The organism is Lacticaseibacillus styriensis, assembly GCF_030770295.1.
Classification (GTDB): Bacteria; Bacillota; Bacilli; order Lactobacillales; family Lactobacillaceae; genus Lacticaseibacillus; species Lacticaseibacillus casei.
The window spans coordinates 124,583-150,896 of the sequence record NZ_CP132483.1 but is presented as its reverse complement, the minus strand read 5'-3'; the positions used below and the strand labels follow the sequence as shown (position 1 = coordinate 150,896).

The 26,314-nt window shown below is 49.1% G+C and carries 22 protein-coding genes; 8 read left to right on the top strand and 14 right to left on the bottom strand.

The features are described from left to right. The first annotated feature begins 73 nt into the window (after positions 1-73). Together LACSTY_RS00670 and LACSTY_RS00665 are read left to right on the top strand one after the other, a co-directional pair. A complete protein-coding gene (locus LACSTY_RS00670; protein WP_087911319.1) occupies positions 74-1,141 on the top strand; it encodes a S66 family peptidase in 1,068 nt (355 codons plus the stop codon). Positions 1,142-1,250: 109 nt separating this feature from the next. Continuing rightward, positions 1,251-2,231 (top strand): phosphatase PAP2 family protein, encoded by a 981-nt coding sequence (locus LACSTY_RS00665; protein WP_087911318.1) that lies wholly within the window; start codon positions 1,251-1,253, stop codon positions 2,229-2,231. Between the two features lie 547 nt (positions 2,232-2,778). Here LACSTY_RS00665 and LACSTY_RS00660 read toward each other — a convergent pair. Continuing rightward, positions 2,779-3,204: a GNAT family N-acetyltransferase gene (locus tag LACSTY_RS00660; RefSeq protein ID WP_087911317.1), complete on the bottom strand. Its 426-nt coding sequence runs from the start codon at positions 3,202-3,204 to the stop codon at positions 2,779-2,781. A gap of 290 nt (positions 3,205-3,494) precedes the next feature. On the opposite strand from LACSTY_RS00660, the gene LACSTY_RS00655 reads away from it, so the two are divergent. Next, positions 3,495-3,809 carry a hypothetical protein gene (locus tag LACSTY_RS00655; RefSeq protein WP_087911316.1) on the top strand — a complete coding sequence of 105 codons (315 nt, stop codon included), beginning with the start codon at positions 3,495-3,497 and terminating at the stop codon, positions 3,807-3,809. 195 nt (positions 3,810-4,004) lie between these two features. Further along, positions 4,005-4,613 carry a helix-turn-helix transcriptional regulator gene (locus LACSTY_RS00650; RefSeq protein WP_087911315.1) on the top strand — a complete coding sequence of 203 codons (609 nt, stop codon included), beginning with the start codon at positions 4,005-4,007 and terminating at the stop codon, positions 4,611-4,613. Position 4,614: 1 nt separating this feature from the next. Here LACSTY_RS00650 and LACSTY_RS00645 read toward each other — a convergent pair whose 3' ends face one another. From LACSTY_RS00645 to LACSTY_RS00600, 10 genes are all read right to left on the bottom strand, one after another. Then, complete coding sequence (locus LACSTY_RS00645; RefSeq protein WP_087911314.1) at positions 4,615-5,319, bottom strand: hypothetical protein; 705 nt, start codon at positions 5,317-5,319, stop codon at positions 4,615-4,617. A 183-nt stretch (positions 5,320-5,502) separates the two neighbouring features. Continuing rightward, the gene (nrdD, locus tag LACSTY_RS00640; RefSeq protein WP_025013481.1) at positions 5,503-7,686 is read right to left on the bottom strand and encodes an anaerobic ribonucleoside-triphosphate reductase; all 2,184 of its coding nucleotides are present in this window, start codon (positions 7,684-7,686) and stop codon (positions 5,503-5,505) included. Positions 7,687-7,979: 293 nt separating this feature from the next. After that, entirely contained in the window at positions 7,980-8,741 is a 762-nt protein-coding gene (locus LACSTY_RS00635) for an ABC transporter permease (protein ID WP_087911313.1), read from the bottom strand. Then, a complete protein-coding gene (locus tag LACSTY_RS00630) occupies positions 8,738-9,667 on the bottom strand; it encodes an ABC transporter ATP-binding protein (protein WP_087911312.1) in 930 nt (309 codons plus the stop codon). The genes LACSTY_RS00635 and LACSTY_RS00630 overlap by 4 nt, the downstream gene beginning before the upstream one ends. Then, a complete protein-coding gene (locus LACSTY_RS00625; protein WP_087911311.1) occupies positions 9,664-9,879 on the bottom strand; it encodes a PLD nuclease N-terminal domain-containing protein in 216 nt (71 codons plus the stop codon). Before LACSTY_RS00625 ends, LACSTY_RS00630 begins: the two co-directional genes overlap by 4 nt. 93 nt (positions 9,880-9,972) lie before the next feature. Further along, positions 9,973-11,094, bottom strand: coding sequence for a helix-turn-helix transcriptional regulator (locus LACSTY_RS00620; RefSeq protein ID WP_087911310.1), 1,122 nt, complete (start codon positions 11,092-11,094; stop codon positions 9,973-9,975). A gap of 256 nt (positions 11,095-11,350) precedes the next feature. After that, positions 11,351-12,565 (bottom strand): MFS transporter, encoded by a 1,215-nt coding sequence (locus LACSTY_RS00615; protein WP_087911309.1) that lies wholly within the window; start codon positions 12,563-12,565, stop codon positions 11,351-11,353. Between the two features lie 265 nt (positions 12,566-12,830). Further along, complete coding sequence (locus LACSTY_RS00610; protein WP_087911308.1) at positions 12,831-13,175, bottom strand: ArsR/SmtB family transcription factor; 345 nt, start codon at positions 13,173-13,175, stop codon at positions 12,831-12,833. A 66-nt stretch (positions 13,176-13,241) separates the two neighbouring features. Next, positions 13,242-15,095: a heavy metal translocating P-type ATPase gene (locus LACSTY_RS00605; protein ID WP_087911307.1), complete on the bottom strand. Its 1,854-nt coding sequence runs from the start codon at positions 15,093-15,095 to the stop codon at positions 13,242-13,244. Positions 15,096-15,467: 372 nt separating this feature from the next. Next, a complete protein-coding gene (locus tag LACSTY_RS00600; protein ID WP_047106616.1) occupies positions 15,468-16,760 on the bottom strand; it encodes an adenylosuccinate synthase in 1,293 nt (430 codons plus the stop codon). A 418-nt stretch (positions 16,761-17,178) separates the two neighbouring features. On the opposite strand from LACSTY_RS00600, the gene LACSTY_RS00595 reads away from it, so the two are divergent. From LACSTY_RS00595 to LACSTY_RS00580, 4 genes are all read left to right on the top strand, one after another. After that, positions 17,179-18,048 carry a MurR/RpiR family transcriptional regulator gene (locus tag LACSTY_RS00595; RefSeq protein ID WP_087911306.1) on the top strand — a complete coding sequence of 290 codons (870 nt, stop codon included), beginning with the start codon at positions 17,179-17,181 and terminating at the stop codon, positions 18,046-18,048. A gap of 205 nt (positions 18,049-18,253) precedes the next feature. Next, on the top strand, positions 18,254-19,297 hold the full coding sequence (locus LACSTY_RS00590; RefSeq protein ID WP_087911305.1) for a DUF871 domain-containing protein: 1,044 nt from the start codon (positions 18,254-18,256) through the stop codon (positions 19,295-19,297). 32 nt (positions 19,298-19,329) lie between these two features. Then, positions 19,330-20,253, top strand: coding sequence for an N-acetylmuramic acid 6-phosphate etherase (gene murQ / locus LACSTY_RS00585; protein WP_087911304.1), 924 nt, complete (start codon positions 19,330-19,332; stop codon positions 20,251-20,253). Position 20,254: 1 nt separating this feature from the next. Continuing rightward, positions 20,255-22,264 carry a glucose PTS transporter subunit IIA gene (locus LACSTY_RS00580; RefSeq protein ID WP_087911303.1) on the top strand — a complete coding sequence of 670 codons (2,010 nt, stop codon included), beginning with the start codon at positions 20,255-20,257 and terminating at the stop codon, positions 22,262-22,264. A gap of 114 nt (positions 22,265-22,378) precedes the next feature. Here the strand turns inward: LACSTY_RS00580 and LACSTY_RS00575 are convergent, their stop codons facing one another. The 3 genes from LACSTY_RS00575 to rplI all read right to left on the bottom strand — a co-directional run bounded on the left by LACSTY_RS00575 (position 22,379) and on the right by rplI (position 26,053). After that, a complete protein-coding gene (locus tag LACSTY_RS00575) occupies positions 22,379-23,542 on the bottom strand; it encodes a hypothetical protein (protein ID WP_087911302.1) in 1,164 nt (387 codons plus the stop codon). Between the two features lie 353 nt (positions 23,543-23,895). Then, positions 23,896-25,281 carry a replicative DNA helicase gene (gene dnaB, locus LACSTY_RS00570; protein WP_087911301.1) on the bottom strand — a complete coding sequence of 462 codons (1,386 nt, stop codon included), beginning with the start codon at positions 25,279-25,281 and terminating at the stop codon, positions 23,896-23,898. Between the two features lie 316 nt (positions 25,282-25,597). Then, positions 25,598-26,053: a 50S ribosomal protein L9 gene (gene rplI, locus LACSTY_RS00565; protein ID WP_025013877.1), complete on the bottom strand. Its 456-nt coding sequence runs from the start codon at positions 26,051-26,053 to the stop codon at positions 25,598-25,600. Positions 26,054-26,314 lie beyond the last annotated feature (261 nt).

Here is a 26,314-nt window from a genome sequence, read left to right as displayed (position 1 = left end):
AATCAATCCTGCTTGCATGTGCCTAACCTATCATGAATAATAGACTCAATCATTGCCAAAGGAGGCATGTTAAATGATCAAACCACCGAAGTTGCATCAACATGATCAAGTTGCCATTGTCAGTCTGAGCGCGGGGACACTAGGGGAGGCCTTTGCCGCGCACCAACGGGAACTGGGAACCAAACGCCTTGAAGCAATGGGGCTGGTGCCGCGTTTTATGCCCAACGCTTTACGCGGACAGGCGTATTTAAAAGCCCATCCCGAAGCTCGGGCCGCGGATTTAAAAACGGCCATGACCGATCCGGATATCAAGGGCATTATTTGTGCGATCGGCGGCGATGATACTTATCGAATCGTGCCGTATCTACTTGATGACCCGGAATTTATTGAAGCGGTCAAAAATCACCCGAAAATTTTCACGGGATTTTCTGACACAACCATCGATCATCTCATGTTCTACCAACTGGGGATGACCACCTTTTATGGGCCAAACTTCCTGAACGATCTGGCCGAATTGGATAAGCAGTTATTGCCTTACACAGCAGCCAGTTTTCACCATTTCTTTGAAAACCCGGCGACCACGGCGATCACATCCAGTCCGACATGGTATGAAGAGCGCACCGATTTTTCTGCCGATCAGCTAGGGGTGCCGCGCAAGGCCCATCCGGAGCAGCACGGCTACTTAACCTTACGCGGTCAGGGCCGCATCACCGGTACCTTGCTCGGCGGGTGTCTTGATAGCCTTCACGATTTGCTATATCCTGTCCGCTACTCCGATGAGCCGCAAGTTGCCGAGAAGTATCACCTTTTCCCGCAATCCTGGGCAGACAAAATTCTCTTCATCGAAACCTCTGAGGAAAAAATCGATCCAACGACGTATCGTCAATTTCTACGGCATCTCGATGATCACGGTGTCCTGCAGCAAGTACGCGCCATTTTGGCTGGCAAGCCACAAAATGAAACTTATTTTACCGAGTACCAACAAGTGCTTTTGGACGTAACGGCTTCTTATCAAACGCCGATTCTATACAACCTCAACTTCGGTCACGCTTACCCGCGCACCATTTTACCTTACGGCTTACAGGCAACCGTCGACTTCGACCAACGGCAATTAACGATTGACGAACCCTACTTTGCCTGAGCCTCTGTAAATTTCGTATCGGTGACTTAAATGTTGCGTACAGGTCGCGTAAATCCCCCCATTTTCTGCAAACTCTGTGCTATTTTCAAAGTACAAGGGAGGTATAAAAATGGACCAAACGCAAAAGTTAAACGCTCCGATCCGTCAACATATTTTTCTGATTGTTGCTGGTATTTTACTTTTATTGTTAGCTGCAGCGGCCGGTTTTGACTGGCAGATTTCACAAACCCTTGGCGATATGAACGATCCGTTCGCCACGCTTTTTCAAGATGTCGGTCTGTGGACGGCACCGCTGATTATTATGATCAGCTGCAGTATTGTTTGTCACTATGCGCTGCGCTCCTCGCAACTTGCGTGGTACATTCGCACGCTGATGGTTATTGGTAGTGTTATTTACGCCGGTTGGGAATTATGGGCCGGTTATCTGAAATATGCGATGACGATGGTAATCACATCGCTCAACGACATCAACGCAGGCAAGCCGATGGGAATGGCCAATTCCGATGGCAGCAAGCTTGCCTTGCCTGGTGCGACCAGTCTCATTCTGTTCATTGTGCTTTACGTTGCGGTTTTTGCCGGCAGTCAATATTGGCTCTCGCACAAAAGCGACGAACAGCTGCGTTACTTATTGAAGGTCGCACTTGTGGCCACCTTAGTCTGCATCATGTCCGATCAGATTGTAAACGCGATGAAAACCTTCTGGGGCCGCTTCCGTCCGTACGAATTAAATGGCAACCCGGCGCACTTCACCAGTTGGTTCCATCCAAACGGGGCAAACGGCCACATGAGTTTCCCATCTGGTCATACGCAAACCGCCGCAACGATCCTCACCCTGACTTGGTTCGTAGACCGCGACAAGCCTAAGCGCCAACGTCTGGTTTTCTGGCTCACCTTTGCTTACGGCGCCATCATGGCCTACACCCGCGTCCGGATTCTTGCCCACTTTACCGGCGACGTCACCATGAGTCTGATCCTCACTTGGTCACTGATCTTAATCCTGGGTGCCGTGGCCCAACTGCCGCTGGTTAATTGGGAAGCATTAACGGCACACGCTAAGTCCAAAAAGTTAGACACTGAGACGGCATCCTGAAACTTGGGGTATCAGCGACGTCTTGCTCAGTTGAATTGTTTGTTTGGCCGCAGCCGATAGTGTGGGCTGCGGTTTTTGTTTTGGGGTGGTTGATGGAGACGGGGCACATTGGGGGTTGGTTCTATTTAGGGCAATTGTGGGGATCGTCTTTCGCGTTCTATAACGCGCTCGCCAGCCCAGAAACCTGCGTGTAAGGACCTTGGGCGCAATGGCAGATCCGCGTGACTGGGAAGGTTTTCTATTGGGGGCAAATACTCAGTGAGCTTTCGCGTTCTATAACGCGCTCGCAGTCGCAGAAATCTACGTGTAAGGACCTTGAAGCCTAAATGGCCAAAGCCCAGCCATTTAGGCTTCAAGGCCACTTACACTCCGATTTCTAAGCGCTCCTGCTCGCGCTCAAAAAAAATGGCGAGTCGCTTCGACCTTCTGAACGCTGACGCGCCGATCGTTACGAACTCACCTTGGTTTGGCACCGTGTTGGAGTATAGCACGGTTTTGGTTGTAAAAACAAGAGGTGCTGCGGACCGATACGCTATTCATCATAGTTCTACTCAGTAATTCGCAAATCTTTTTTTAAAAACATTTCCGTTACTTGAGCAGTTGGATACTCCAATCGGCCAAATTCAGTATAATGATTAGCTTTATAAAATTCAGGCCCTTGGAAATCAAATGTTTCCAAATGGACGATCTCACACCCAAAGGTTCGCAAATCTTCCTCAACTTTTTTTAGAAGCTGCGTTCCTATGGATTTGTGACGATACTTTTCATTTACCCACAAAGTATCAATGTAACCAATCTTATACAAGGAAGCGTAACCTATGATGCCACCGATTACATCCTGTCCCTCCAGCGCTGTATAACTAAAGACCACTGCAGGCCTTTCTTGGGTTAACGGGTGCCTTTTTTCGTTATACGCTTCCAATCTGTCCTCAATATAAGTCTCTTGCTCATCTGTTGATTTTAGAATTTTCATACCCTGTCTCCTTTATAAGTGGAATTTTACAAATATTTTGAATCTACATTTTGTCGTCAATAACTGTGAATAAGGTCCAGTCTCCTTGTACTTTGCCATCTAAAACAGATCTTATTCGATTAGTTTTTGCGTTATCACGTAATTCTACCAGAATCCCTATGTTTTCGGAATCCAAACTGCCGATCAATGCATAAGGCTTCCCCGACTGAAGTCTCAATTTGTTGACAGTTGATTAAGAGCGCTTTTACAATATCCGTGTCTTTAAAAGGAAAAATCTTTTAGGTAACGTCATGGTCATTAGAAAAGTAGATGGTGGCAATCATGGATCAAAGGACGAAGTAGTTCAAGCAATGGAACGTCTCAACAACGCGTTGGCAGAATCTCATCCCAATTCCGAAACGGCGCGGTATGTGCGACAAGCGTTGAATGATTTGAAGAAAAGCGAAGGCGTTGCTTTTACCGGTACACTTCAAACATTTTTCAACATGGCACCTAGCGTCAAAGTGTCCGACAGCTTTGCATTTAGCAAAACAGAAAGGGAACTGTGGGACAAAGTCTTTTCTTTCAAACAACTTGGCAATAACCTCTGGGGCGCGCATCTTTAAACAGAAACTTGTCATACGGCTGATCGGCTCACAAGATTGTGGCATCTATAATCTTGTGAGCCGTTTTTGTGTTGGTTAAGCCAGCATTTCCCGGGCAATAATTACTTGTCTCGAATGACGAGCTCGTGCGGATGCTTATCTTCCTTGTGATTTCCGATGGCGTCTGCCACAATCAGACCAAGCGAGGTGAACAATTTGAATTTTTCAAAGCAGCTTCAACAAATCCGCACTGCCCATCATATGACTCAAGCCGAACTGGCACATGATCTTAATGTCTCACGTCACACTATCTCTAACTGGGAAAACGAGCGCAATTTGCCTGACTTAGAGATGGTCACCCGCATTGCCCGGATATTTGACGTCTCCCTTGATCATCTTATTCTGGATAATCCACAGTTGAAGAAGAAATTAATCAAAGATAGTACGGTCAATCATTGGCAGACTGTGATGGCCGTTTTAACCACAGTTGTTGCCATTCTGATTGGCATGGCAACAACGACGCTTTTTGGATTCTATCCACACTGGCTAACGCAAGCCATCTGGTGGCTACTTACTGGCACCACTTTAGTTTGGGGACATTTTATCGCCCCAAAAACAGTCGACATCTTCGCCGACTGGTCAGCTTTATCCCGCCGGCTCACTGCACTTGGCTTCAGCTTACTTGGTCTCACACTTTTAATCACGGGATTGGCCATTGTCTGGTATCGCGGTATTAGCCTTGACATCATTTTGGTTATTGTCGGGAGCCTGTTCATGCTGATCCTGACAAAGCCAATTTGGCCGCAACATCAGCCTGCCAAGTAAATCAGGATCCCCGATATACCTTCTCAGTCGTCCAATCGCCATCCATACTCTCAAGCGTGACCACAATCTGCTTGACCGGATGATAGATGCGCTTGGCCTGCCCCTTAGGAATCATTAAAGCCGCAGTGAACGTTTTAGATGGATTGACAAAGCCCAGTCGCGTGTAGTTCCGGTCTTTTAACCAAAAACGATAACCGATTAAAGCAGCGTGATCACCCGAGCGCGTTGTCCCTGTGTAGCGATAAATCATACCCTGCCATTTAAAATAAACGCTGTTGGCATTCCGCCCCAAATAAGTCACAGGGGCGGTGACTTGCCGGTGTGCATACATGGGCAATGTTTTAAAAGCCGGATACTCATTTAGTCCTTGGTACGCTTCAATGGCGCTATCAGGAACTGGCACAAGTCGGAAAAAAGAGGCTTTTTTGACTCGTATTTGGGGCGTAATCTGCTTGGCCCACTGATTGAACTGGACATTCGCGGCGCTGGTTGTCCGAACCCAGCTGTACCTGGCCAACCCAAGACAGATGAAAATAAACGGTACAATAACTGCCCATTTCCATTTCAACCGATTCGGGACATAAACGCCAATGATTACAATAATATTCACAATGAGCAAAATGACAACGATAGCGAAAAATAGCCAACCATTGTTCCATTGCTCGGCTGACTGCCACTGACTGGCGGTAAATGCATTGGCAACCATGCTGCACCCCCCGAATCGTTTGTCTTCTTCAAAACAGCGCTTCAATCTAACAATTAATTGCTTTGCATTTTACACGCAGTCAAATAAAATAAAAAGTCGCAGGTCTCATTTCAGCCAACACAAAACGGCGATCGCAGGAAACTTCTCGCGATCGCCGTTTTACTATGCTGTTACTATTTCATCTTACTTGTCACGCCGGTTAGCCACCTGATTCAGGCTGAACGTGATATGTTTCTTTCGGTGGATAATTTCTTCCTGACGACCGTGAACCATCGGCCGCTTGTTTGGATTGCCGAGGTAGCCGCAGAGGCGCTTGACCACATCGCAGGTTGCCGGGTCGTGGTTGCCGCATTCCGGGCATTCATAACCTTTCGCTGTCGCCGTGAATTCACCCTTGAAGCCGCACTTGAAGCATTGATCAATCGGCGTGTTCGTGCCGAGATAACCAATCTTATCGTAGGCATAGTCCCAAACTGCCTCAAGTGCTTTCGGATTCTGTTTCAGGTTCGGATACTCACAGTAGTGGATGAAGCCACCGGCACTATACTGCGGATAATCCTTTTCAAAATCGAGTTTCTCAAACGGGGTCGGTGATTTGCGGACATCATAATGGAAGCTGTTGGTGTAATATTCCTTGTCCGTAATGTCTTTGACGATCCCGAATTTCTTGGTATCGTCGCGGCAGAAGGTATCGGTGAGCGACTCACTCGGTGTGCCGTAAACCGAAAAATGATAGCCGTACTGCTTTTCCCAGGCTTTGCAATGATCGTCCAACGCCTTGACGATTGAAACGGAAAACGCCTTGGCTTCGGGATTCTTTTCCCATGCTGAACCATAGAAAACCGTGCCGACTTCGTATAAGCCGATGTAACCAAGCGATACCGTGGCGCGGCCGTTTTTGAATAGGTCATCGACGCTGTCTGTGTCAGCCAAACGCTTGCCAAATGCGCCGTACTTGTAAAGAATCGGGGCACTTTCCGGCGTCGCCTGTTTGGTGCGCTCGATCTTATACAGCAGGCCTTCCTTACAGATGCGCATCCGTTCTTCAAAAATCTTCCAGAACTTGTCCTTGTCGCCTTTGGACTCCATGGCAATCCTTGGCAGATTAACCGTGATCACCCCAAGGTTCATCCGGCCGGCGTTGACTTCCTTGCCGGTCTTAGGATCGGTCCAGCCTTGCAAGAAGCTGCGGCAACCCATGGGCGCTTTGAATGAGCCGGTCAGCCGCTTGATGGTATCGTATGACACGACATCCGGGTACATCCGTTTGGTGGCACATTCGATGGCCAGCTGCTTGATGTCATAGTTGGGGTCTTCCGGGTTGAGGTTCAGTCCGCGCTTCAACGTGAAGACCAGCTTCGGGAAAATCGCGGTACGGCGCTCTTTGCCTAAGCCAAGAATCCGAATCTTCAGAATATCCTTTTGAATTTCCCGTTCGATCCAGCTGGTGCCCAAACCAAAGCCAACGGTGACAAAAGGCGTCTGCCCCTGCGTCGAATAAAGGGTGTTGACCTGATATTCCAGTGTTTGCAAGGCATCATAAATATCCTTCTTGGTCTGCTTCACAGCCAACGCTTTCAATTGGGCCGGATCATCAATCACATCGCCGAATTCCTTTAGATGTTTCTGATAATTTTTCTCGGCAAACGGGGCCAGCACCTGATCCGTGCGATCACTGGAGCAGCCGCCATATTGGCTGGAAGCCACATTCGCGATAATCTGGGTCATCTGGGTCACAGCCACCTGAATCGAGTGGGCCGGCTCCACTTCGGCGTTACCGATGCAAAAGCCATGATTCAACATGTAGTCAAAATCAATTAAGCAGCAGTTGGTTTCTGCCATAAACGGGGTGTAATCAAGGTCATGCCAATGAATATCGCCACGCAGATGGGCATTGGCCACAGCTGGCGGCAACATTTTCAGCCCGACCGCCTTAGCCACAGCACCGGCAGTGAGATCGCGCTGGGTCGAGAACACGCGGCTATCCTTATTGGCATTCTCGTTCACCACGCTCTTGTCGCGATTGACAAGCTTCGCCACATTGTAATTGACATCTTGCTTCTGCTTACGCGCCAAATCCCGCTTCAGCCGATATTGCGTATACGCCTCGGCCCAGTCATACTTCTCGGCCGCAATCAGCGTCTGCTCAACCACCGTCTGAACCTCGGCGATTTCAACGTCATCATGATAGCGATCGCGAATTTTGGCCGTCACCGTATCCGTCAAGTGATCAATCGTCAGCACATCACTGGGTGACAGCTCTGCCACGCTCTCCGCCGCCTTTGTAATCGCGGTGCTGATCTTGCTCGCATCAAAATCAACGATGCGCCCGTCTCGTTTCTTGATTTGTGTATAAAATTCAATCATGGCTAATCCCCCAGTACACTGACTTGTTCCGTTTGCACCAATATATATAGTATACAGGATTTTTCTTCAAAAGAAAGCACTAAACTACTAAATTTGGTAGGTAATGACATAATACTATACATGATATAGTGGTTTTGCATCATTTGATTGTTGACGATTGATTTTAAAAATAACTGACCTGTCACCTCAGAACATAACAAGCTTGCATAGTTGCGTCGTTAACGTGTCAGCAAAAAAAGCGGCCGTTCCGCAAGACGATTGTCCACCATCCTGCAAATCGGTCGCATCTCTTATTAAAGTTTCTTTTGATCCAATACCTTAATTGACGCCCCGAACAACCCGAGCGCAATGACAACTGCTATCACCATTGCCGGCCACAGTTTGGTCAAGGCATCAGCATTCACCAGAATTTTCATATTCTCACTTATGAGACTGATCGGATTAAAATGCTGCCATCCCTTGACCATCTGCGCCAGATACAACAACGCCACGATGACAACCGTAAAAAGCAACCCGCCATAGTTATTCGATGCGAGAGTTGAGCCAAACACAAGCAGACTCAAGAAGAAGATGCCAAAAATTGCCAATGGCACGAACGCTAACACCACATGCGGACTGTGAGTATCATGAAAATAATAAGCCGTGTATGCCCAAGTGACCAAAAACGCACTACCAACGCACCAGAGCCACAGCAGCAAACCCACGAATGCCTTGCCGATGATCACTGACCAGCGCGGCAAGCCTTTGGTGACAAGGTTGACTAAGGTACCTTGTTGAATTTCCTGACTCACACAACCGCCAAGCATGAGCGCAAAGACGTAAATGCCGATTTGGGTCATGTTTTTATAGTATTGCGTCCACGAATCTAATGAAGTCGGCGTCGGCATGGCAATCTTCACACCGCCGAGGCCGCCTTTTAATAGCTCGGGCAACAATTTTGCCATCAGCGGGCTTAAAATGCCGAAAATCAAAAATACGACGGTCAAAATCAGGAAGCGGTGGGTGCGCCAACTTTCAAGCAATTCCTTTTTGGTAAAAATCGCTGCGGCTGTCATTGAACCACCTCCATGAAAATCTGTTCAAGATTGGCTTCCTGTTGGCTGAAAGTTAGCGGGATCAGCCGCGCTGCCAGCAATTTGGTCAAAATCTGGTCAGCAGCAGCGGCATAGGCACCTGTGTAGGCAACGGTCACTTCACTGGCACTTTGCGTCACCTGCTGCACATGGTCACGATGTTGTTGCGGCGCTAGTATGGCGGCCGCCTCTTGTGCTTGTGCCGAAGTCTCAAAAGTCAGCTGCACTCTGGGCTTTGCATACTGCTGTTTCAAGTCAGCCAGCGAGGCAGTGACTTGCAAGCGACCATGATGCAGAATCCCGACATGATCGCAAATGCGTTCCACATCACTCAATATATGCGTCGAAAACAAGATGGTGGTCTGTCCACGCAAACTCGCCAGCAACTCTAAAAAATCGGTTCGCCCTTGGGGATCAAGAGCACTAGTCGGTTCGTCACAGATCAACAGCTTGGGCATCGTTAACAGCGCCTGCGCGATCCCAAGCCGCTGCCGCATCCCCCGGGAAAAGCCGCCGATGCGATGCGAAGCTTTTGCCAACCCAACGCGTTTCAGCATCGCAGTAACCCGTGAATCCAACGCTATCCCCCGCAAACCCGTCAATTGCCCACACATCCGTAAATATTCGGTGGCAGTCATGTATCCGTAAAATGCAGGCACATCTGGCAAGTAGCCAGTCTGACGATTCGTGGAAGTTTGCCCAAAATGTACCCGTTCCCCGGCAACGTCAATGTCGCCACCATCCGCCCGATCCAAACCCAGAATCAGTTTCATGGTGGTGGTCTTGCCGGCACCATTTTCTCCGACAAAGCCGTAAATCGATCCGGTCGGCACCGTTAAATTAAGATCTTGAAGCACCTGCTTATCGCCAAAATGCTTGCTGACGTGTTGCAATGTCAAAATACTCACTGCTGATCCTCCCGTCCAAAGACAAAGTACGCAATGGGGCCGATAATTTGGATGAAAATGACAATCACCAACCAAAACGCACGGTTGCCTATGCGATAGTGCGGGTGGCGTAATACCTGAATCACCGCAGCAATCATTAACCCAAACTCTAAAATGATCAATGGCACTAAAAATGGCCAGTATGTCGTGAAAACTTCCCAATTAGCATTCATGTTGTTCAACCCCTCAAAAAATTCGTGATGGCCGTTAGTTTTAGCCTTCACTCTTTTTGCATTCCCAAAACTCACTCAGACTCAGCCAGCTGCCTATTTCCGCGCTTTGATCTGTTCCAATTCCTTTAGCAATGGCTCAATAGCAGGCTGCTGCCGTAAAGGCTTCAGCGCAGGGTTATTCAAAACGGCATTGATCAAAACCTGTTTTGCCTGACCCGATACGCGTGGCGTTTGCGGGCCTAGATCCAATTGATTCAGCCACGGATCAATCGCATCAAAGTATTGATCGCCGTGCAGTTGCCAGGTCATTTTCGTTGTCGCCATCGCCCGCACAAACAGCCGCAATGTTATCGCGACGGCCTCGATTTGGTGCTGCTGGGCAAAGCCATTTAACGCTGCCAATTGAAAGTTGGCCCACACTGCTGGATTCAGGGTCACAAGCTCAAAGGCTTCGGCAATCGCCTGTCCCCGCTGATAGGTAGCTTTTAGTCGCTCAGGGTCATCCCCTAGCAACGTCATGTAGTTCGTTAATTGACTCATGATAATGCTCAGATCCTGCATCAGCCCACTTTGGCTGGTAGCAATCGCCCGCTGCAGATCGCCTTTTTGCTGAAACGCCCCGGCAATTAAACTGTCAGCCGGTAACTGTTCTGGCACATACTCGCCTAACAACGCCAACACGTCATCCGGTCGGTTAAGTATCAGCAGGCTATAGCCTTCCAGATCAACCGCTTTGGCCGTCAATGATAAATCACCGCCACTTTGCCGTACCCGAACGAACAGTTGCAGTGCCTCGGTCACGTAGGTTTTCTTTTTGTCTTCCAGCGAGTCGCCGGGTAAAAGATCATAATGATTCAGTAACAGCAACCCCATCTGTAGCAGAAATGGATAACACGCATAATATCGGCGAATCAAATTCCGAATCGACGTCAATACCGTTTCCGCGGGCTGGGTCTCAAACGCACGCTTCATTGATGTATAAAGTCGCCGAATTTCCGCCGCACTCAACTGCGCGTTGTAAGCCATCAATTTATCAATACTGACATCAAAATAAGCTGCTAAAATCGGCAACAACGTAATATCGGGATAACTTTGCCCAGTCTCCCACTTTGAAACCGACGCCTTCGAGACACCAACAAAATCTGCCAAGGCCTGTTGCGTAATGCCCTTCTGTTTACGATAAATGCTGATCACAGTACCCACATTGATTTCCATTCGGCTTCCTCTTTTCTGTTTCTATCCTCATTGTAAGGGCGCACATCACCGATGTATATCGAGACTCTGTAAACTTAGGCATATTAAAATCAACTATTAGGATACTTTTGGGAAACGAAATAGCCCCAGACAAACGACCTTCATTTGAAGTCATTTGTCTGAGGCCAGTCACGCAACACCCAAGCTAAGCTATTTAAACAAGCATCATGACACAGTTGCTGCACTGAATACACTTCACTTATCAACGTCAATTCTTTTAATCTCGTTTTCCCTTACTTGTCCTAAAAATCAGAAAATAAGAAATTGCGATCATGACTACCGTGAAGGCCGAAAATAGCGTCAACATTAAAACCGTACCCCATTGTTGGATGGCAATGCCAATAAGAGGATTGACGATCATGGTGACCAAGCTAACGGCAAATGAAAGCCCTGATATCAAAGTAGCTCGTGCTGAATCCTTAACCCATAAATTCAGCATCTCCATAACAATCGGATCCAAAATGTCGACGGTGACATACAATAAACAGGCACCAATTAAAAAAACGTAGGCATTAGGTTGGACTTGAAGGATCATCCCCATACTAAGCAAACCAATGATGATCAGCGATAGCGTCCGATAGCTTACTTTTGTGAGTCGATAAGCTTGCGTGGCGACAAATCCCCCGACAAAACTGAAAATCATAAAAATCGTCCCATTTGCAGAAGAAGTGAACCCGAGGTCTGAAACATAAGACGGCAGCAAGGAAAAAATGGCATTAACCATCGCAACGACGAGTGTTGTGAAAACAACAAGAAAAAGAACGTTCGCCGACTTCCTCACCTCATCAAAGACCAGCAGGACGTTCTTAACCTTTTCATACTGTGAAGAAACCCGAACCGATTCAACGGTAGACTTTTCTTCCTTCATCGATACAATAATCCCACCGGCTCCCAGCAACATAAAAGCCTGAAAAAAATAGGGCAACATCTCATTTAACGAATATAAATATCCGCCAATAAAAGTTGCGATACCGGTCACAATGGCACTAATCAGCTGAATTCTGCCACGAATTTTTGCATATACTTTCTCCAACCCATCGCGCCGGAGTGCTTCAAAAAACAGAGCATCATCTGCGCCACTAAGAAGTGCATTACCTACACCTTCCAAAATAAACGCAAACACAATAACGGCAAATCCCAGAGAATGATTCGTCAGATTCACGCTGGTCATGAGTAATGGCGAGAGAATCAGCAAAAACAGTCCAATCGCAATAACCGATTTCTTCTTGAAAAGGTCACTTAAAACACCGCTCGGGATTTCGAATGCAAATTGAGAGAATAAAAACAGCGATTGCAACGCAGCAAACTGCACCAAACTGAATTTCAAAAAATGAACCAGAAAGATGACGTTGACAATTCTCGTAAATCTCAGCTGTGTGAACAGGGTGTACAGGTAGTATTTTTGTATGCTCTGCGACGGTTGACGATTCATCCCACACTCCTGTTAAGCGCTTCTTAAATTCTACAAATATACAGACCTTATCCGGGTTTCTCACAAGAATTTTGGCCTGCACACTTTCAGTAGACGCTCACGTTAATTTAATGACATTATCATTAAATAAATAAAGTGTAAAGAACTTTTTATTTCTCTCAACGAGTTCCGAGTATAAAAAAGCCCAAGCAAGCTCGTCACAATCGAGTCTGCTTGGTCATTCCTTTTCAGCAATAATATACGCCGATTTTCCGGCATGACAATTCTACTGCCCATGCTGCTTCTCTTCTATATGTGCCTTAGTCAGCTCATAAATCTCCAAAACATGGTCATCGACCAGATGGTAATAAATCTGCTTGCCCGAGCGATCGCCCACAACGAGGCGCGTCTGTTTCAAAATTCGCAGCTGGTGCGACACGGTGGATTGGCCAAGATCTAACATAGCCGCAAGCTCGTTGACCGTGATGGGACCTTTGGCAATGGCCAAAATAATCCGCATCCGGGTAGGGTCACTCATAGTTTTAAAGACTTCGAGGATATCACGTAAGCCCTCATCGTCGGGAATGTCACTGTTGCTGGCGGCAGTTGTATGAACATCATTGGTTGTCATCTGCATGGCTCCTTACGATACTTAAGGCCATTTTAGCAGACTTTTGCATCGAAGGCGGTTTTTGCCTTAAGGTTTCTGCGGCAACAATAAACGCAACCCGTTTAAAATCACAACCAAGGTACTGCCTTCATGGAAAACAACGCCCCAGGCAATGTTAGTGAGTTGCAACACGTTCAAAGTGACCAACATCACCACGACTGCCATTGAGAATAGCAGGTTTTCAATCACAATCCGGTTCATTTTGGCGGACAAGCGGTGGGCAAAGGCCAAGCGGGACAGATCATTTTTTACCAACACCACATCGGCTACGTCAATGGCCACGTCCGTACCGGAGCCCATGGCGATGCCCACTTCGGCATTGGCCAACGCCGGGGCATCATTCACGCCATCGCCGACCATCGCAACTGGCCGCATCTTTTCCTGCAACTGTTTGACGATGGAGACTTTTTGCGCTGGCATCACATCGGTCACAACTTGTTCGATGCCCAAATCGGCTGCCACTGCCTCGCCGGTTTGCTTGCCATCCCCGGTAATCATCACTGGCTGAATATCATGGTGTTTCAAGTAAGCAATTGCAGCTTTAGCGCTGCTTTTAGCTTGATCCATTAAAGCGATTAAGCCAACGACTTGCTGATCAATGGCCACCAATACCACGGTTTTTCCTTGCTGTCCTAGCACCTTGGCACGCTGTCGAAAAATCGGATCGACATGCGTGAACCGCTGCGGCTTGCCGATCGTGTAAGTGTGCCCTTGATACTCGGCGGTCAGCCCTTTGCCGACTTCATTGTGCACGGATTCAAGCACCAAACTACTTGCCGGAAAATGCGTTACAATCGCCGTCGCCAGCGGGTGGTTGCTTTGTTTCTCCATCGCGGTGATAATCGCCGTCAACGCTGTCTGATCCACATGAGGCGCAAACTCACTGTTAGTCACCACCGGCCGGCCTTCTGTTAACGTCCCGGTTTTATCAAACGCAATTGCTTTAAGCTGGGTTAAATTCGCCAGATAACTGCCACCTTTGAAAAGTACCCCATGACGAGCCAAGTTCGAGATGCCCGATAGCGTTGCCGGGACGGCACTAGCTGCCAAAGCACAAGGCGACACCGCCACCAAGAAGACGATGGTTCGATAAACACTGGTCATCCACGACCAATGCAGCAAGAATGGCCCTGCTAAGAAAACAATCGGCAGCGCCACCAAGACTGCTTTGACGTAAATCGGCTCGAACCGCTGAATGACACTCGCCATTTTGGTCGGCGACTGTTGCGCCGCCTGAACCATCTGGATAATTTTGGCGAAGACTGTTTCGTCGCTTTTCTTCGTCACGCGCATGTCAAACGTTGATTGGCCGTTAATCGTCCCACCAAACACCTCATCGCCGACCTGTTTCTCGCGCGGAATACTTTCGCCGCTAATCGCCGATTCATCCAGACTCGCCGTTCCGGCAACAATCACGCCATCTGTCGGCACCTGGGCCCCGTTAAGGATCTGCAGGCGATCGCCAATTTCAAGTTCAGCAACTGGCACAACCTCAAACTCGCCATCATGTCCATAGCGTCGGGCCTCAAGTGGTGCCATTGCCAAAAGTGCGGTAATCTCTTTACGGCTTTTATTCTCCACATATTCCTCAAGAAAATGGGCGCCGGCAAAAATCAAAATCAGCATCGCCGCTTCCTCAAAACTGCCAATCGCAATCGCCCCGATCGCAGCCAATGCCATGAGAATATGGATATTCGGCGAAAAGCGATGCTGCGCTTTTGACGCCTGAATCGTTTCAACCACGCCTTCCGCAATGACGTGATAACCGGCAACCACAGCCGCCAAAATAAGCAACGTTGCCCGCGGCAGCGGCTGACTGATCCATAAACCGCCGATAAAAGCAATAACACCAAATAAATACAAGCCAATCGCTTTCGTCATATCGAACCATAACCACCTTTATATTTTATGTTCATATGAGCATTCGTTCATATGTTACTTTGAATATACCGGCTTCTGGCATTGATGTCAATTGGAATTTTTAGGGGATTTGAAAGATTACGCAGGAGTATATAAAAAAGGCGAATGAACTTTCATCTGCACGACAGATGGCATTCATTCGCCCTTCGTTTTCGTATAGGTAATTTGTCATCGCGTTGAAACCCTAGTGCCAAGGCGGAGCAATCGGAGGCCAGAGGGGGCTCAGCTGTGCCCTCCGCTCTAGCTTCGCGTCGCCAGCCCCAAACCGCCGGAGATTGCGCAGTTTGGCACAGCAAGCAACTCTTAGCCTACCAACATTCCGAAGTACTTCGTTTACTCAACCTTATCCCAAACATTCGCAATCACATTTGTCTGATCACGATCCGGGCCAACGGAGAAAGTCAACAGATCAACGCCAAGCAATTCGGTAATCCGCTCAACGTAATGCCGCGCATTTTCCGGCAGATCCGCTAACGTTTTGGCGTGGGTAATGTCTTCCTTCCAGCCAGGCAACTCTTCATAAACCGGCTTGCATTCACTCAGGAACTTCAGCGACGCCGGATAGTTCTCGATCCGTTCACCATCGCGTTCGTAAGCCACACAAATTTTGACCGTGTCCAAACCCGTCAGAACATCAATCGAATTCAGGCACAAATCAGTAATGCCCGCAACCCGGCGTGAGTGGCGCACCACAACAGCGTCAAACCAGCCAATCCGCCGCGGCCGGCCGGTAACCGTACCGAACTCATGACCGGCATTGCGAATAAAGTCGCCAGTGTCATCAAGTAATTCAGTCGGGAATGGCCCATCGCCAACCCGTGATGTGTACGCCTTGGCAACGCCGACCACCCGATCGATCTTGGAGGCCCCGACACCGGCACCCACGGTCACGCCGCCAGCAGGGTTCGATGACGTCACAAACGGATACGTCCCTTGGTCAATGTCCAGCATGATGCCTTGTGCACCTTCAAAAAGAACATGCTCACCCTTGTCAATCGCATCGTTCAAGACAATTGACGTGTCGCAAACATATTGCTTGAGTTGCTGGCCGTAGTTGTAATATTCCTCAAAAATATCATCAAATGCCATTGGTGTGCTGTCATAGACTTTGACGAATTCTTCATTTTTGGCCTTCAGGTTAGCCTTCAATCGTTCTTCAAAAATTTCTTTATCAAGCAGATCCGCCATCCGAATCCCGACACGGGCCGCTTTGTCCATATAGGCCGGTCCGATGCCGCGATTGGTGGTGCCAATTTTGTCGGCACCCTTGGCAGCTTCTTGTAATTTATCAAGTTTGATATGGTAAGGCAAAATAACATGGGCGCGATCCGAGATCCGTAAGTTCTCACCTGTCACCCCTTGCTCAGCAAGACGGGCCAGTTCGCCGACCAGACTCTTAGGGTTGACGACAACACCGTTACCGATCACAGATAGTTGATGCGGATAAAGAACCCCAGACGGAATCAAGCGCAGTTTGTAAACCTGGCCGTTAGCATGAATCGTGTGGCCAGCGTTGTCGCCACCTTGGTAACGGCTTACCACCTTGGCGCCTTGGCTCAGGAAATCGGTAATCTTCCCCTTACCTTCGTCGCCCCACTGTGTGCCGACAATAACTACAGTTCCCATTTATCGATCGCTCCTCACGGATTAGTGCGGGATTCGCCCGCCATTTCGTAGTCTAACAGGATCGGCAAGGGAAGACAAGGAAAATACGAACTTTATCCTTTTATTTCCTTTCTTATCTTTAAAAATACGAACAATTATATCAAATGGCAGCATTTATTCAGCTGAATCCGAAAATAAAATTTCGTCAGACTTGACACCCGGCAAAAATCTGCCATCCTGTATTTCTGATCAAAACATTGGCAATCTTGGTCATTCATGGCATGATGACTTGAGGATAGCAAAATCTGTACGAACCTGTACGTTTTTTCGTCTCGCACGAACATGAGCATGGCTCTCAACCTTTGTAGTCTATCGATTATATGTATCGGTATTTCCTTTTTAGACTGCATTGCACCGTGCTCAGAAGGAGGACCAGATTATGAGTGTTGAAGGTAATTACCAAAGTACGCGCGGTGAACTTTCAGAAGCCGAAAAGAAAATCGTGGACTACGTGTTAACCCACGCGCAAGACGTCCTGACGATGAGTGTTTATGAACTTGCCAAAGCTGCCGGTGCCAGTCCCGCCACAGTCAGCCGAGCTGCCCAACGATTGCAATTTACCGGTTATAACGAATTAAAAATGCAGCTGGCCGCTGATTTAAATGGTGAGGCTAATGAGCTGGATTATCAGGAAATTCAAAAGGATGAAAGTCTGACTACCATTAAAACCAAATTGCGCACCAATGCCGAGCGCTCTTTAAGCGAAACGGTTGATCAAGTTGACGAAGCTACAGTGCAAACGATCACCGATCTGATTCACCATAGTCGGCAGATGTTGCTATTCGGCGTTGGGGCTTCGTATCTTTCCGCGCAAAATATTGCGCAAAAATGGGGACGCCTCGGTTACGCCTGCCATTTCAGCGATGACTTGAACCTGTTTCTACCGGTCGCTGCCACAGCCGATCCTAAGCGTACCCTTACCTGGTTTATTTCAAACTCCGGTGAATCACCGGAAGCGGTCTTAGGCGCTAAACTGGCTAAAAAAGCCGGACTGCCGGTGATTGCCACGACCAAACTCGGCAACAACTCACTCGCGCATTATGCCGATATCGTGATTCAAACGTCACAACCGATGGAGGCGCCTAATCGATTTGCGGCAACGCAGTCGTTACACGCACAGTTTATGTTAATTGATATTTTATATTACGCCTACGTCAGCCGCTTTTACGACACTTCCAAAAAACAAACCGATGATTCAAAGGCGCTGGTAACAACTTACAAAGAATTTATGCGCCATGGCTTCAAATAACAAGCGAGTTTCACCCTGAACGCATCGGCCAGCGATGCGTTATTTTTTAGTCATCTTTGAAACTTTATTTCAAAAAAATACGAAATATGTTGAAATTTTCAGATAAATCGGTTATCTTTAATCTCGAAAGGGCTTTCACCTTTCGTTGTTGGTTGTCACTTCATCACCAGTATCAGGCGATGACACAACTTATGGAGGAATAAGGATGATCGGGTTTTCATGCTATCTCAGTGAACCGGCTGATGAACAACAAACAGCTTATCTCAAACAGATGCAGCAAGCAGGCTTCACCGGGGTATTCACATCTTTGCAGTTACCGGAAGATGATCCAAAAACTTTACGACAACGTTTAAACCACTTAATCACGAGCTGTCACCAATTAGGTTTGGCAGTTGTGGCCGACATTTCCCTGGCTAGTTTGAAGCGACTGGGGATTGCGCCGCGGGACTGTTCTGGCATCGAAGCCTTACAACTAGACGGCGTGCGCATTGACGACGGCATTGACATGACCACGGTCGCAGCACTGTCGCACACGATGGGGGTTGCGCTCAATGCCAGCACCCTTTCGTCCGAAACCATTGATCAGTTGGCCAATGCCAAAGCCAACCTCAGGCACATCGAGGCGTGGCACAATTTCTATCCCCGACCGGAAACCGGCTTAGATCCATGTTGGTTCCAGCAAAAAAATCACTGGCTGCACACACTCGGTTTTAAAACCATGGCCTTTATTCCAGGCGATGCACAGCAACGAGGTCCCCTTTTTGCCGGCTTGCCAACACTTGAGCCTCATCGCGGTTTACTACCACTAGCCGCTTATCTGGACCTCAAGCAATTGGCAACTGACCATGTTTACATCGGCGACCCGCAACTCAGCCCACGTAGCATCGCTGCTTTTCAGGCCTATACGAGCGACCAGGTACTTTTGATTCAAACCGAAGCCGCTGATGAGCGCTTATATCATTTAACCTGGCATAATCGCCCGGATGTCGCCCAGCAAGTCGTCCGGCTGGCAGAAGCCCGTCTCGAGCATATTTTCGCCGCCCCGGAGCCGCATCACACCGTTGAACGCCCGCGCGGCAGCATTACCCTTGATAACACCCGCTATGGCAGATACGCTGGCGAACTCCAAATAACCCGCTGCGATTTACCGGCCGATCCGAAAGTCAATGTGATCGGTCACGTCGCACCGGCAGCGCTGCCCTTGCTTGATCATATCGGTCCGCACCAGGCGCTCCGCTTCAAGCAGTAACTGACAAAACGAAAAATGAAAGAGGAAAAACGATGACTTTATCAATCAATTTAGACCAGATGACCACCGAAACCCGTAATCAACGCACCATGCACCTGGACACCATGAGCGTCCATGAATTCGCAACTGTCATGAACGCCGAAGACCAAACCGTTGCGCCAAGCGTTCATCAGGCGTTGCCAGCTATTGAAGCGGCGATTCAAACGATCACCGCCGCTTTCAAACAAAATGGCCGCTTATTTTACATCGGCGCCGGCACCAGTGGCCGACTAGGCGTTTTGGATGCTGCCGAATGTGTACCAACCTTTGGCGTATCACCGGAAATGGTGCAAGGGCTGATTGCCGGCGGGATGAAAGCCATGACCGTTGCTGTTGAAGGAGCCGAAGACTCACCGGCGCTTGGCAAAACGGATCTGGAAGACCGCAAGTTGACCGCCAACGATGTCGTTGTCGGCATCGCGGCAAGCGGGCGGACGCCATACGTGATCGGCGGACTCGACTATGCCCGAACTGTCGGCGCCGCAACGATTAGTCTGGCTTGCAATGCCGGCGCCGAGATCAGTCGCCATGCGCAGATCGCCATTGAAGTCCCCGCCGGTCCGGAAGTACTCACCGGTTCGACCCGACTCAAGGCCGGCACCGCGCAAAAACTCGTTTTAAATATGCTCTCAACCGGTGCCATGGTCGGAATTGGCAAAGTTTACAAGAATCTCATGGTCGATGTCCAGCCAACGAACGAAAAGTTGGTTGTCCGCAGCCAGCGCATCATTCAACAAGCGACCGGTTGTGATGCGGCAACTGCAGCAAAGGCCTTTGAGGCAGCCAATCGGCACGTTAAATTAGCAATTGTTATGATTTTGACCGACCAACCTAGCACCATCGCGCAAACGTTACTCAATCGTGCAAACGGCTTCATCAGCAAAGCCGTTGCACTAAGTCAGGAGGAGGAAGTATAAAATGGGGCAAGATAAATATCAAATCATGGGGGACGGCATCTACGCACAAGTCGGCGGCCCACAAAACGTTGCGAAACTGATTCACTGTATGACGCGCGTGCGGATGACCATCAAAGATAATGCCAAAGTCAACGTAGCTGGCCTGAAAAAGGTGCCCGGCGTTCTCGGCGTCGTTGAAGAAGAAACACTGCAAGTCATCGTTGGTCCCGGAACCGTCAACAAAGTCGCCCAAGCGATGGTCAATAAAGTCGGTGTCGGCTTAGGTGATCCGTTCCCGGACAGCACTGCTACCGGAAATGCTCATCTAGACAACAAATCCGCTGTCGAGGCCAAGGCAGCCGAGGTTCACGCTGCCCACAAAGCGTCATTGAAACAAACCTGGTGGCGCACCGCTTTGAAACACATTTCGGCAATTTTCATCCCATTAATCCCGGCGTTTGTCGGCGCTGGGTTGATTTCCGGGATTGCCGGCATTTTAGCAAACATGTTAGCTGCCGGACAACTGCCAAAAGACTGGACCCAATTCATTACCGTGTTAAAAGTTATCAACGGCGGTCTGTTCACCTTCCTGAACATCTATGTCGGCATTAATGCTGCGACTGAATTCCGGGCAACTCCTGGTCTTGGCGGCATTATCGGTGGTTTGATCTACCTGCCAGGCGTTGTCGCACCGGTGACGATTACCAATATTTTCACCCATCAACCGTTATTGGCCGGGCAAGGCGGGATCATCGGCGTCATCTTCGCTGTTTGGCTGCTTGCGCTCGTTGAAAACCAACTGCACCGCGTGATTCCCGACTCTATCGATATCATTTTCACACCAATGTTGAGCTTACTATCCATCGGTGTGCTAACGATCTTCTTCATCATGCCGCTTGCCGGATGGGTGTCTAATTCACTCGTCGGCTCCATCAACTGGATTCTCCAAGTCGGCGGTGCCTTCTCTGGCTTTGTTTTGGGACTGGCATTCCTGCCAATGGTCATGTTGGGATTGCATCAGATTCTCACACCGATTCATTTGGAAATGATCAAAAATACCGGCTTTACGGCGTTGCTACCGATCCTTGCCATGGCTGGCGGCGGCCAGGTCGGTGCCGCTTTGGCCTTGTGGATTAAGTGCCGCAAGAACAAGCAATTGACTCGCCTCATCAAAGGCGCGTTACCGGTCGGTATTCTCGGTGTTGGCGAACCGTTGATTTACGGCGTGAGCTTGCCACTTGGCCGGCCGTTCATCACCGCTTGTATCGGTGGCGGCATTGGCGGCGCAGTTGTCGGTGCTTTTGGCCACGTCGGCGCCATCACCATCGGTCCTTCCGGTGCAGCGCTCATCCCGCTGATTGCTAACCACCAATGGATGGCGTATGTCTTTGGTTTACTCGCTTCTTACGCTGGCGGATTTGTGGCCACCTACTTCTTTGGGGTTCCAAAAAGTGCTATGGTCGCAACGGCAGCTGACGGCACGGTCATTGACGAAGCGGCCCCGCAAGAAGAGGCTCCTAGCCCAGAACAACCAACTACTGACCCTAAAGCCGAAACAGCAACCGTTCAAACCGGCGCCATCAACTTTGTCGCCCCAGCTACAGGGCAGCTGAAGGATTTATCCGAAGTTGCAGATGACGTTTTCTCTCAAAAAATGGTGGGCGACGGTTTTGCCGTCGAACCTACCAGTGGGACAATTGTTGCCCCAGTGGATGGCACCATTGTCAGTGTCATGCCAACCAAACATGCCTGGACGATGACCACAGCTACCGGTCTGGAAATTCTGGTACACATGGGCTTAGACACCGTCGAGCTTAACGGCGCACCGTTCTCAATTGAGGTCAACGACCAGGATACCGTCAAGGCCGGTCAGCCAATTGCCACCATGGACTTAGCGGCAGTCAAAGCAGCCGGCAAAGGAACCACCGTGATGACCATCATCACCAACATGGATCACGTCGCCTCCCTGACAGCCTTCACGGATCAGGATGTTGCGGCGGGGGATGAGGTCTTTACAGTTACCAGCAAGTAATCTCGGCTCCCCCAGCGCCAAAATAAAAAGCATGATTTTCACTTTCATCATCGTGAGAATCATGCTTTTTTAGATTTTACCAACCACAAGCGGTAACTTTTCAAAAATCAACCATTAGCGATCCGCGTTTTTCAACTGAGCTTCTTGCAAGTACGCGAAAATGTGGCCAAACGCAATTTCACGAATCTGGCCATAGCGAATGCGCACCGTTTCTCCGCTGTCTTGACCCACCAATTTCAAGTCAAAATCAGTTTCATCAACATGTTCCGGATAGCCGAGGAAATGCTCGTCGCTATCCGCAACCTTGATTCGGACAACCCGTTCAAAACCGGCCGCTTCGGAAATAATCGCCTTAACCAGATTATCGTTCGGATCAAACTCCCGATCGGCATTTAGGACCGGTTGCTGACTGAAATGGTGCGTTTGATCCCACTGCTCGTAAAAACTGATCGTCTGCAGGTAATCCGAAGCAGTCGCCACATTTTGAATACTTGGCAGCGTCATGAGAATATAGCCGCCAAACTGCCCGGCCATGTCCTTCAGACTCAGCACCACGACCCGATCATTGACTGCTTTAACCCGGCCAACAAAGAACTGGTCTTCCGGCCCTTTTGGCACAACCGAAATCAATCGATTCTCCGCCAGTGCATTCTGAAAGACGCCCTCAAGCTGCCCGTCATTTTGAAACAGCTTCGTTGGCACATGCTGTAGTTGATCGCGGTGCCGCACTAGCTCGGTTTCCAGTTTGAGATCCAAGCCATGAAACTCCATCACCAGAATGTCCGAGAAGTCGACTTGCAACGCCCGAACATCTGTGTAATTGAACTTATTGAAAATGGCCATACTGAAGCGATCCTCGGCGACCGCCGTGACCCGACCTTCGAGATAGGCATCGTCATCCGCCACCACGACCATGATCATTTGCTCGCTAGCCTGCGCCTGCTTGGCTAATTGCCAAATCAGGCTCTCAGTCGCATCAAATTGAAACGGCTTTTCTTTACCTTGAAGCGTCAAAAAATGCTCCGACTGCGCCAACCCGATTCGAAAATTCATATTATCCAGATCATCGCCGGCAAATTCCACTTGGTCAATCGCCGAAAAGGCAATCAAAGCGCAGCCATCAGCAATCCCCGAATCATTATAGGTTCCCAGAACAACCGCATCATGACCCAAAACCTGCACATACCCAGTGTAAAAATCATCGGTATCACGCTGGTAAACATTGATCAGCAGGTGTTCATTGAGCGCTGTCATCAAACTCATTAAAATGGCATCCATGCGGCATCCCTCACTTTCTTAATTTGAGCGTGAGCCAGCCCGGTTAGAAACCGGAGTGTAAGCGGCCTTGGGCGTGATGGCCGGTCTTTGGCCATTGCGACCAAGGTCCTTACACGCAGGTTTCTGGGCTGGCGAACGCGTTTTGGTTGAGCGTGAACCGGCGCGCTTAGGAGTCGGAGTGTAAGCGGCCTTGGGCGTGATGGCCCGGTCTTAGGCCATTGCGACCAAAGTCCTTACACGCAGACTCCTGCGCCGGCGAACGCGTTATAGTTGAGCATGAGCCAGCCCGGTTTCTAGACTGACGAACACATTATTTTGCGTCACTCATTTTGGTACGTCATTTTTCAAAAAGCTTACTGATCTGGTCCATTATAGGCAATATTTGTGAATTTATTGTACGATTTGACGAATAACAACTTCACGGTGCCACGGGGGCCGGAACGGTTCTTCTCAATGATGACTTCGACTTCACCGACATTATCATCCCCGTCGTCACTGCCGCCTTGGTCATCATCGTCATCGCCTTCCGCATCGCGATAATAATCGTCTCGATACAAGAAAGCAACAATATCGGCATCCTGTTCAATTGAGCCGGATTCACGAATATCACTCAAAACCGGGCGCTTGTCTTGCCGCTGTTCCACGCCACGACTCAACTGTGACAAAGCGATGACCGGCACGTGTAATTCTTTTGCCAGCTTCTTGAGTTGCCGCGACACGGCGCTGACTTCCTGTTGCCGGTTTTCCTGGCCAGAACCTTCAATTAGCTGGAGATAATCAATGATGATAAGCCCCAGGTCGCCTTGTTCACGCGCCAGTCGCCGGCATTTAGCCCGAATCTCGGCCATCCGGATACCGGGTGTATCATCCATATAAATTTTTGCTTTACTCAAACTGCCCATGGCAATAATCAGATTCTGCCATTCTTCTTCATTCAATTGGCCGGTGCGCAGATGATTGGCATCAATACTGCCTTCCGAACACAACATCCGGTTAACCAGCTGTTCCGCGCCCATTTCCAAACTGAAAATCGCGACACTTTTATCAGTCTTCGTGCCGACATTTTGCGCAATATTCAGTGCAAACGCCGTCTTCCCGACAGCCGGGCGCGCAGCTAAAATAATCATTTCATCTTCATGCAGCCCGGTCGTGATTTTATCGAGGTCGCGGAATCCGGTCGGCAAACCGGTAATCGTCTGATCATTTTGATACAGCTGATCGATTTGCGCCATCGCTTGATTCAAAACATCTTTAATTTGCTTAAATCCGGCTTGGTTACGATTCTCGGAAACATCCATGATCTGGCGTTCGGCATCTTCAACCAGACCTTCAACATCATCCTGCTCAGTATAGCTACGGCTGGCAATGTTTTGTGCCGTGTTAATCAGCTTACGTAAGGTGCTCTTTTGCTGCACAATTTTGGCGTAATAAACCACGTTACTGGCGATCGGCGTCGATGCCACCAAGTCGGTAATATAACCGGATCCCCCGATGTCGTCCAACTGGTTGTGATTGTCCAGATAGTCCGTTACCGTGACCGTATCAATGGCAGTCCCGTTGTCCTGTAAATCCGTCATCGCCTGGAACAAAAGCCGATGCGCCTTTTTATAGAAGTCATCTGCCGTCACGTATTCCTGGGCATCCGGCAATGTGTCGGCATTCAGAAAAATTCCGCCAAGGACGGCACGTTCCGCTTCATCACTATGCGGCGGTTGCTGTTCAATTAACTGATTATCCATGCGCGTCCTCCTTCTGTTCGATCATGGAACTTATGCAACACTTCGACGTTCGTTATTGCAAAGTGATAGCACTTATCCTTAACAGTCTACGTTAAACCGCTGACCAAAACAAGCGTTCCCGCTTAACGTAACATTGCTGATTTTAAGCTGGAAAAGCCCGACCTTATGCGCTTTCCGCCGCCATTGTAAGGCATAACCTCCGAAGCATTCAAAAACGCGCGCTAAAAGTCGGGAGACAGGCTCTCTAAACTTTCAACGCACGATTTTCATATTGATTGTCACTTATTTAATTAGACCCTGATCTACAGGCCCTGTGCTACTTCTGCTCAAGCACGTGAACCCGAATCCGCGCATCGATGCCAGGGAACAGGTTGACCGGAACGTTGGTAAAGCCTAGCGAACGAATCGGCTGCTTCAAATCGATCTTACGCTTATCGACTTTAATCTGATATTGCCGATCCAACGCCGTGGCGATCTGCTTGCTAGGAATCGAACCAAACAACCGGGAATCTTCACCGGCCTTGGCTTGAATTTGCACAACTGTCTTGTCGTCTTCAATCTTGGCTTTAAGCGCTTCAGCCTCAGCCTTCTTCTCGGCTTCTTTTTTCTCTTCAAGCCGTTGTTGCCCACGCAAAGCACTCATGGCTTGCGGAGTGGCCGCTTTAGCCAAACCCTTGCGAATCAAAAAGTTCTCGGCATAGCCGTCAGGTACTTCCTTCACCTGTCCACGATTACCCTTACCACGAACGTCTTGTGTAAAGATGACTTTCATTTAAAATCCCTGCTTTCTATGGTTGAGCGTGAGCCGGCGCGCTTAGGAGTCGGAGTGTAAGCGGCCTTGGGCGTGATGGCCCCGTCTTAGGCCATTGCGACCAAGGTCCTTACACGCAGACCCCTGCGCCGGCGAACGCGTTATGGTTGAGCGTGAGCCAGTCCGGTTAGAAACCGGAGTGTAAGTGGCCTCAGGCATGATGGCCCAACCTTGGCCATTGCGACTGAGGTCCTTACACGCAGGTTTCTGGGCTGGTGAACG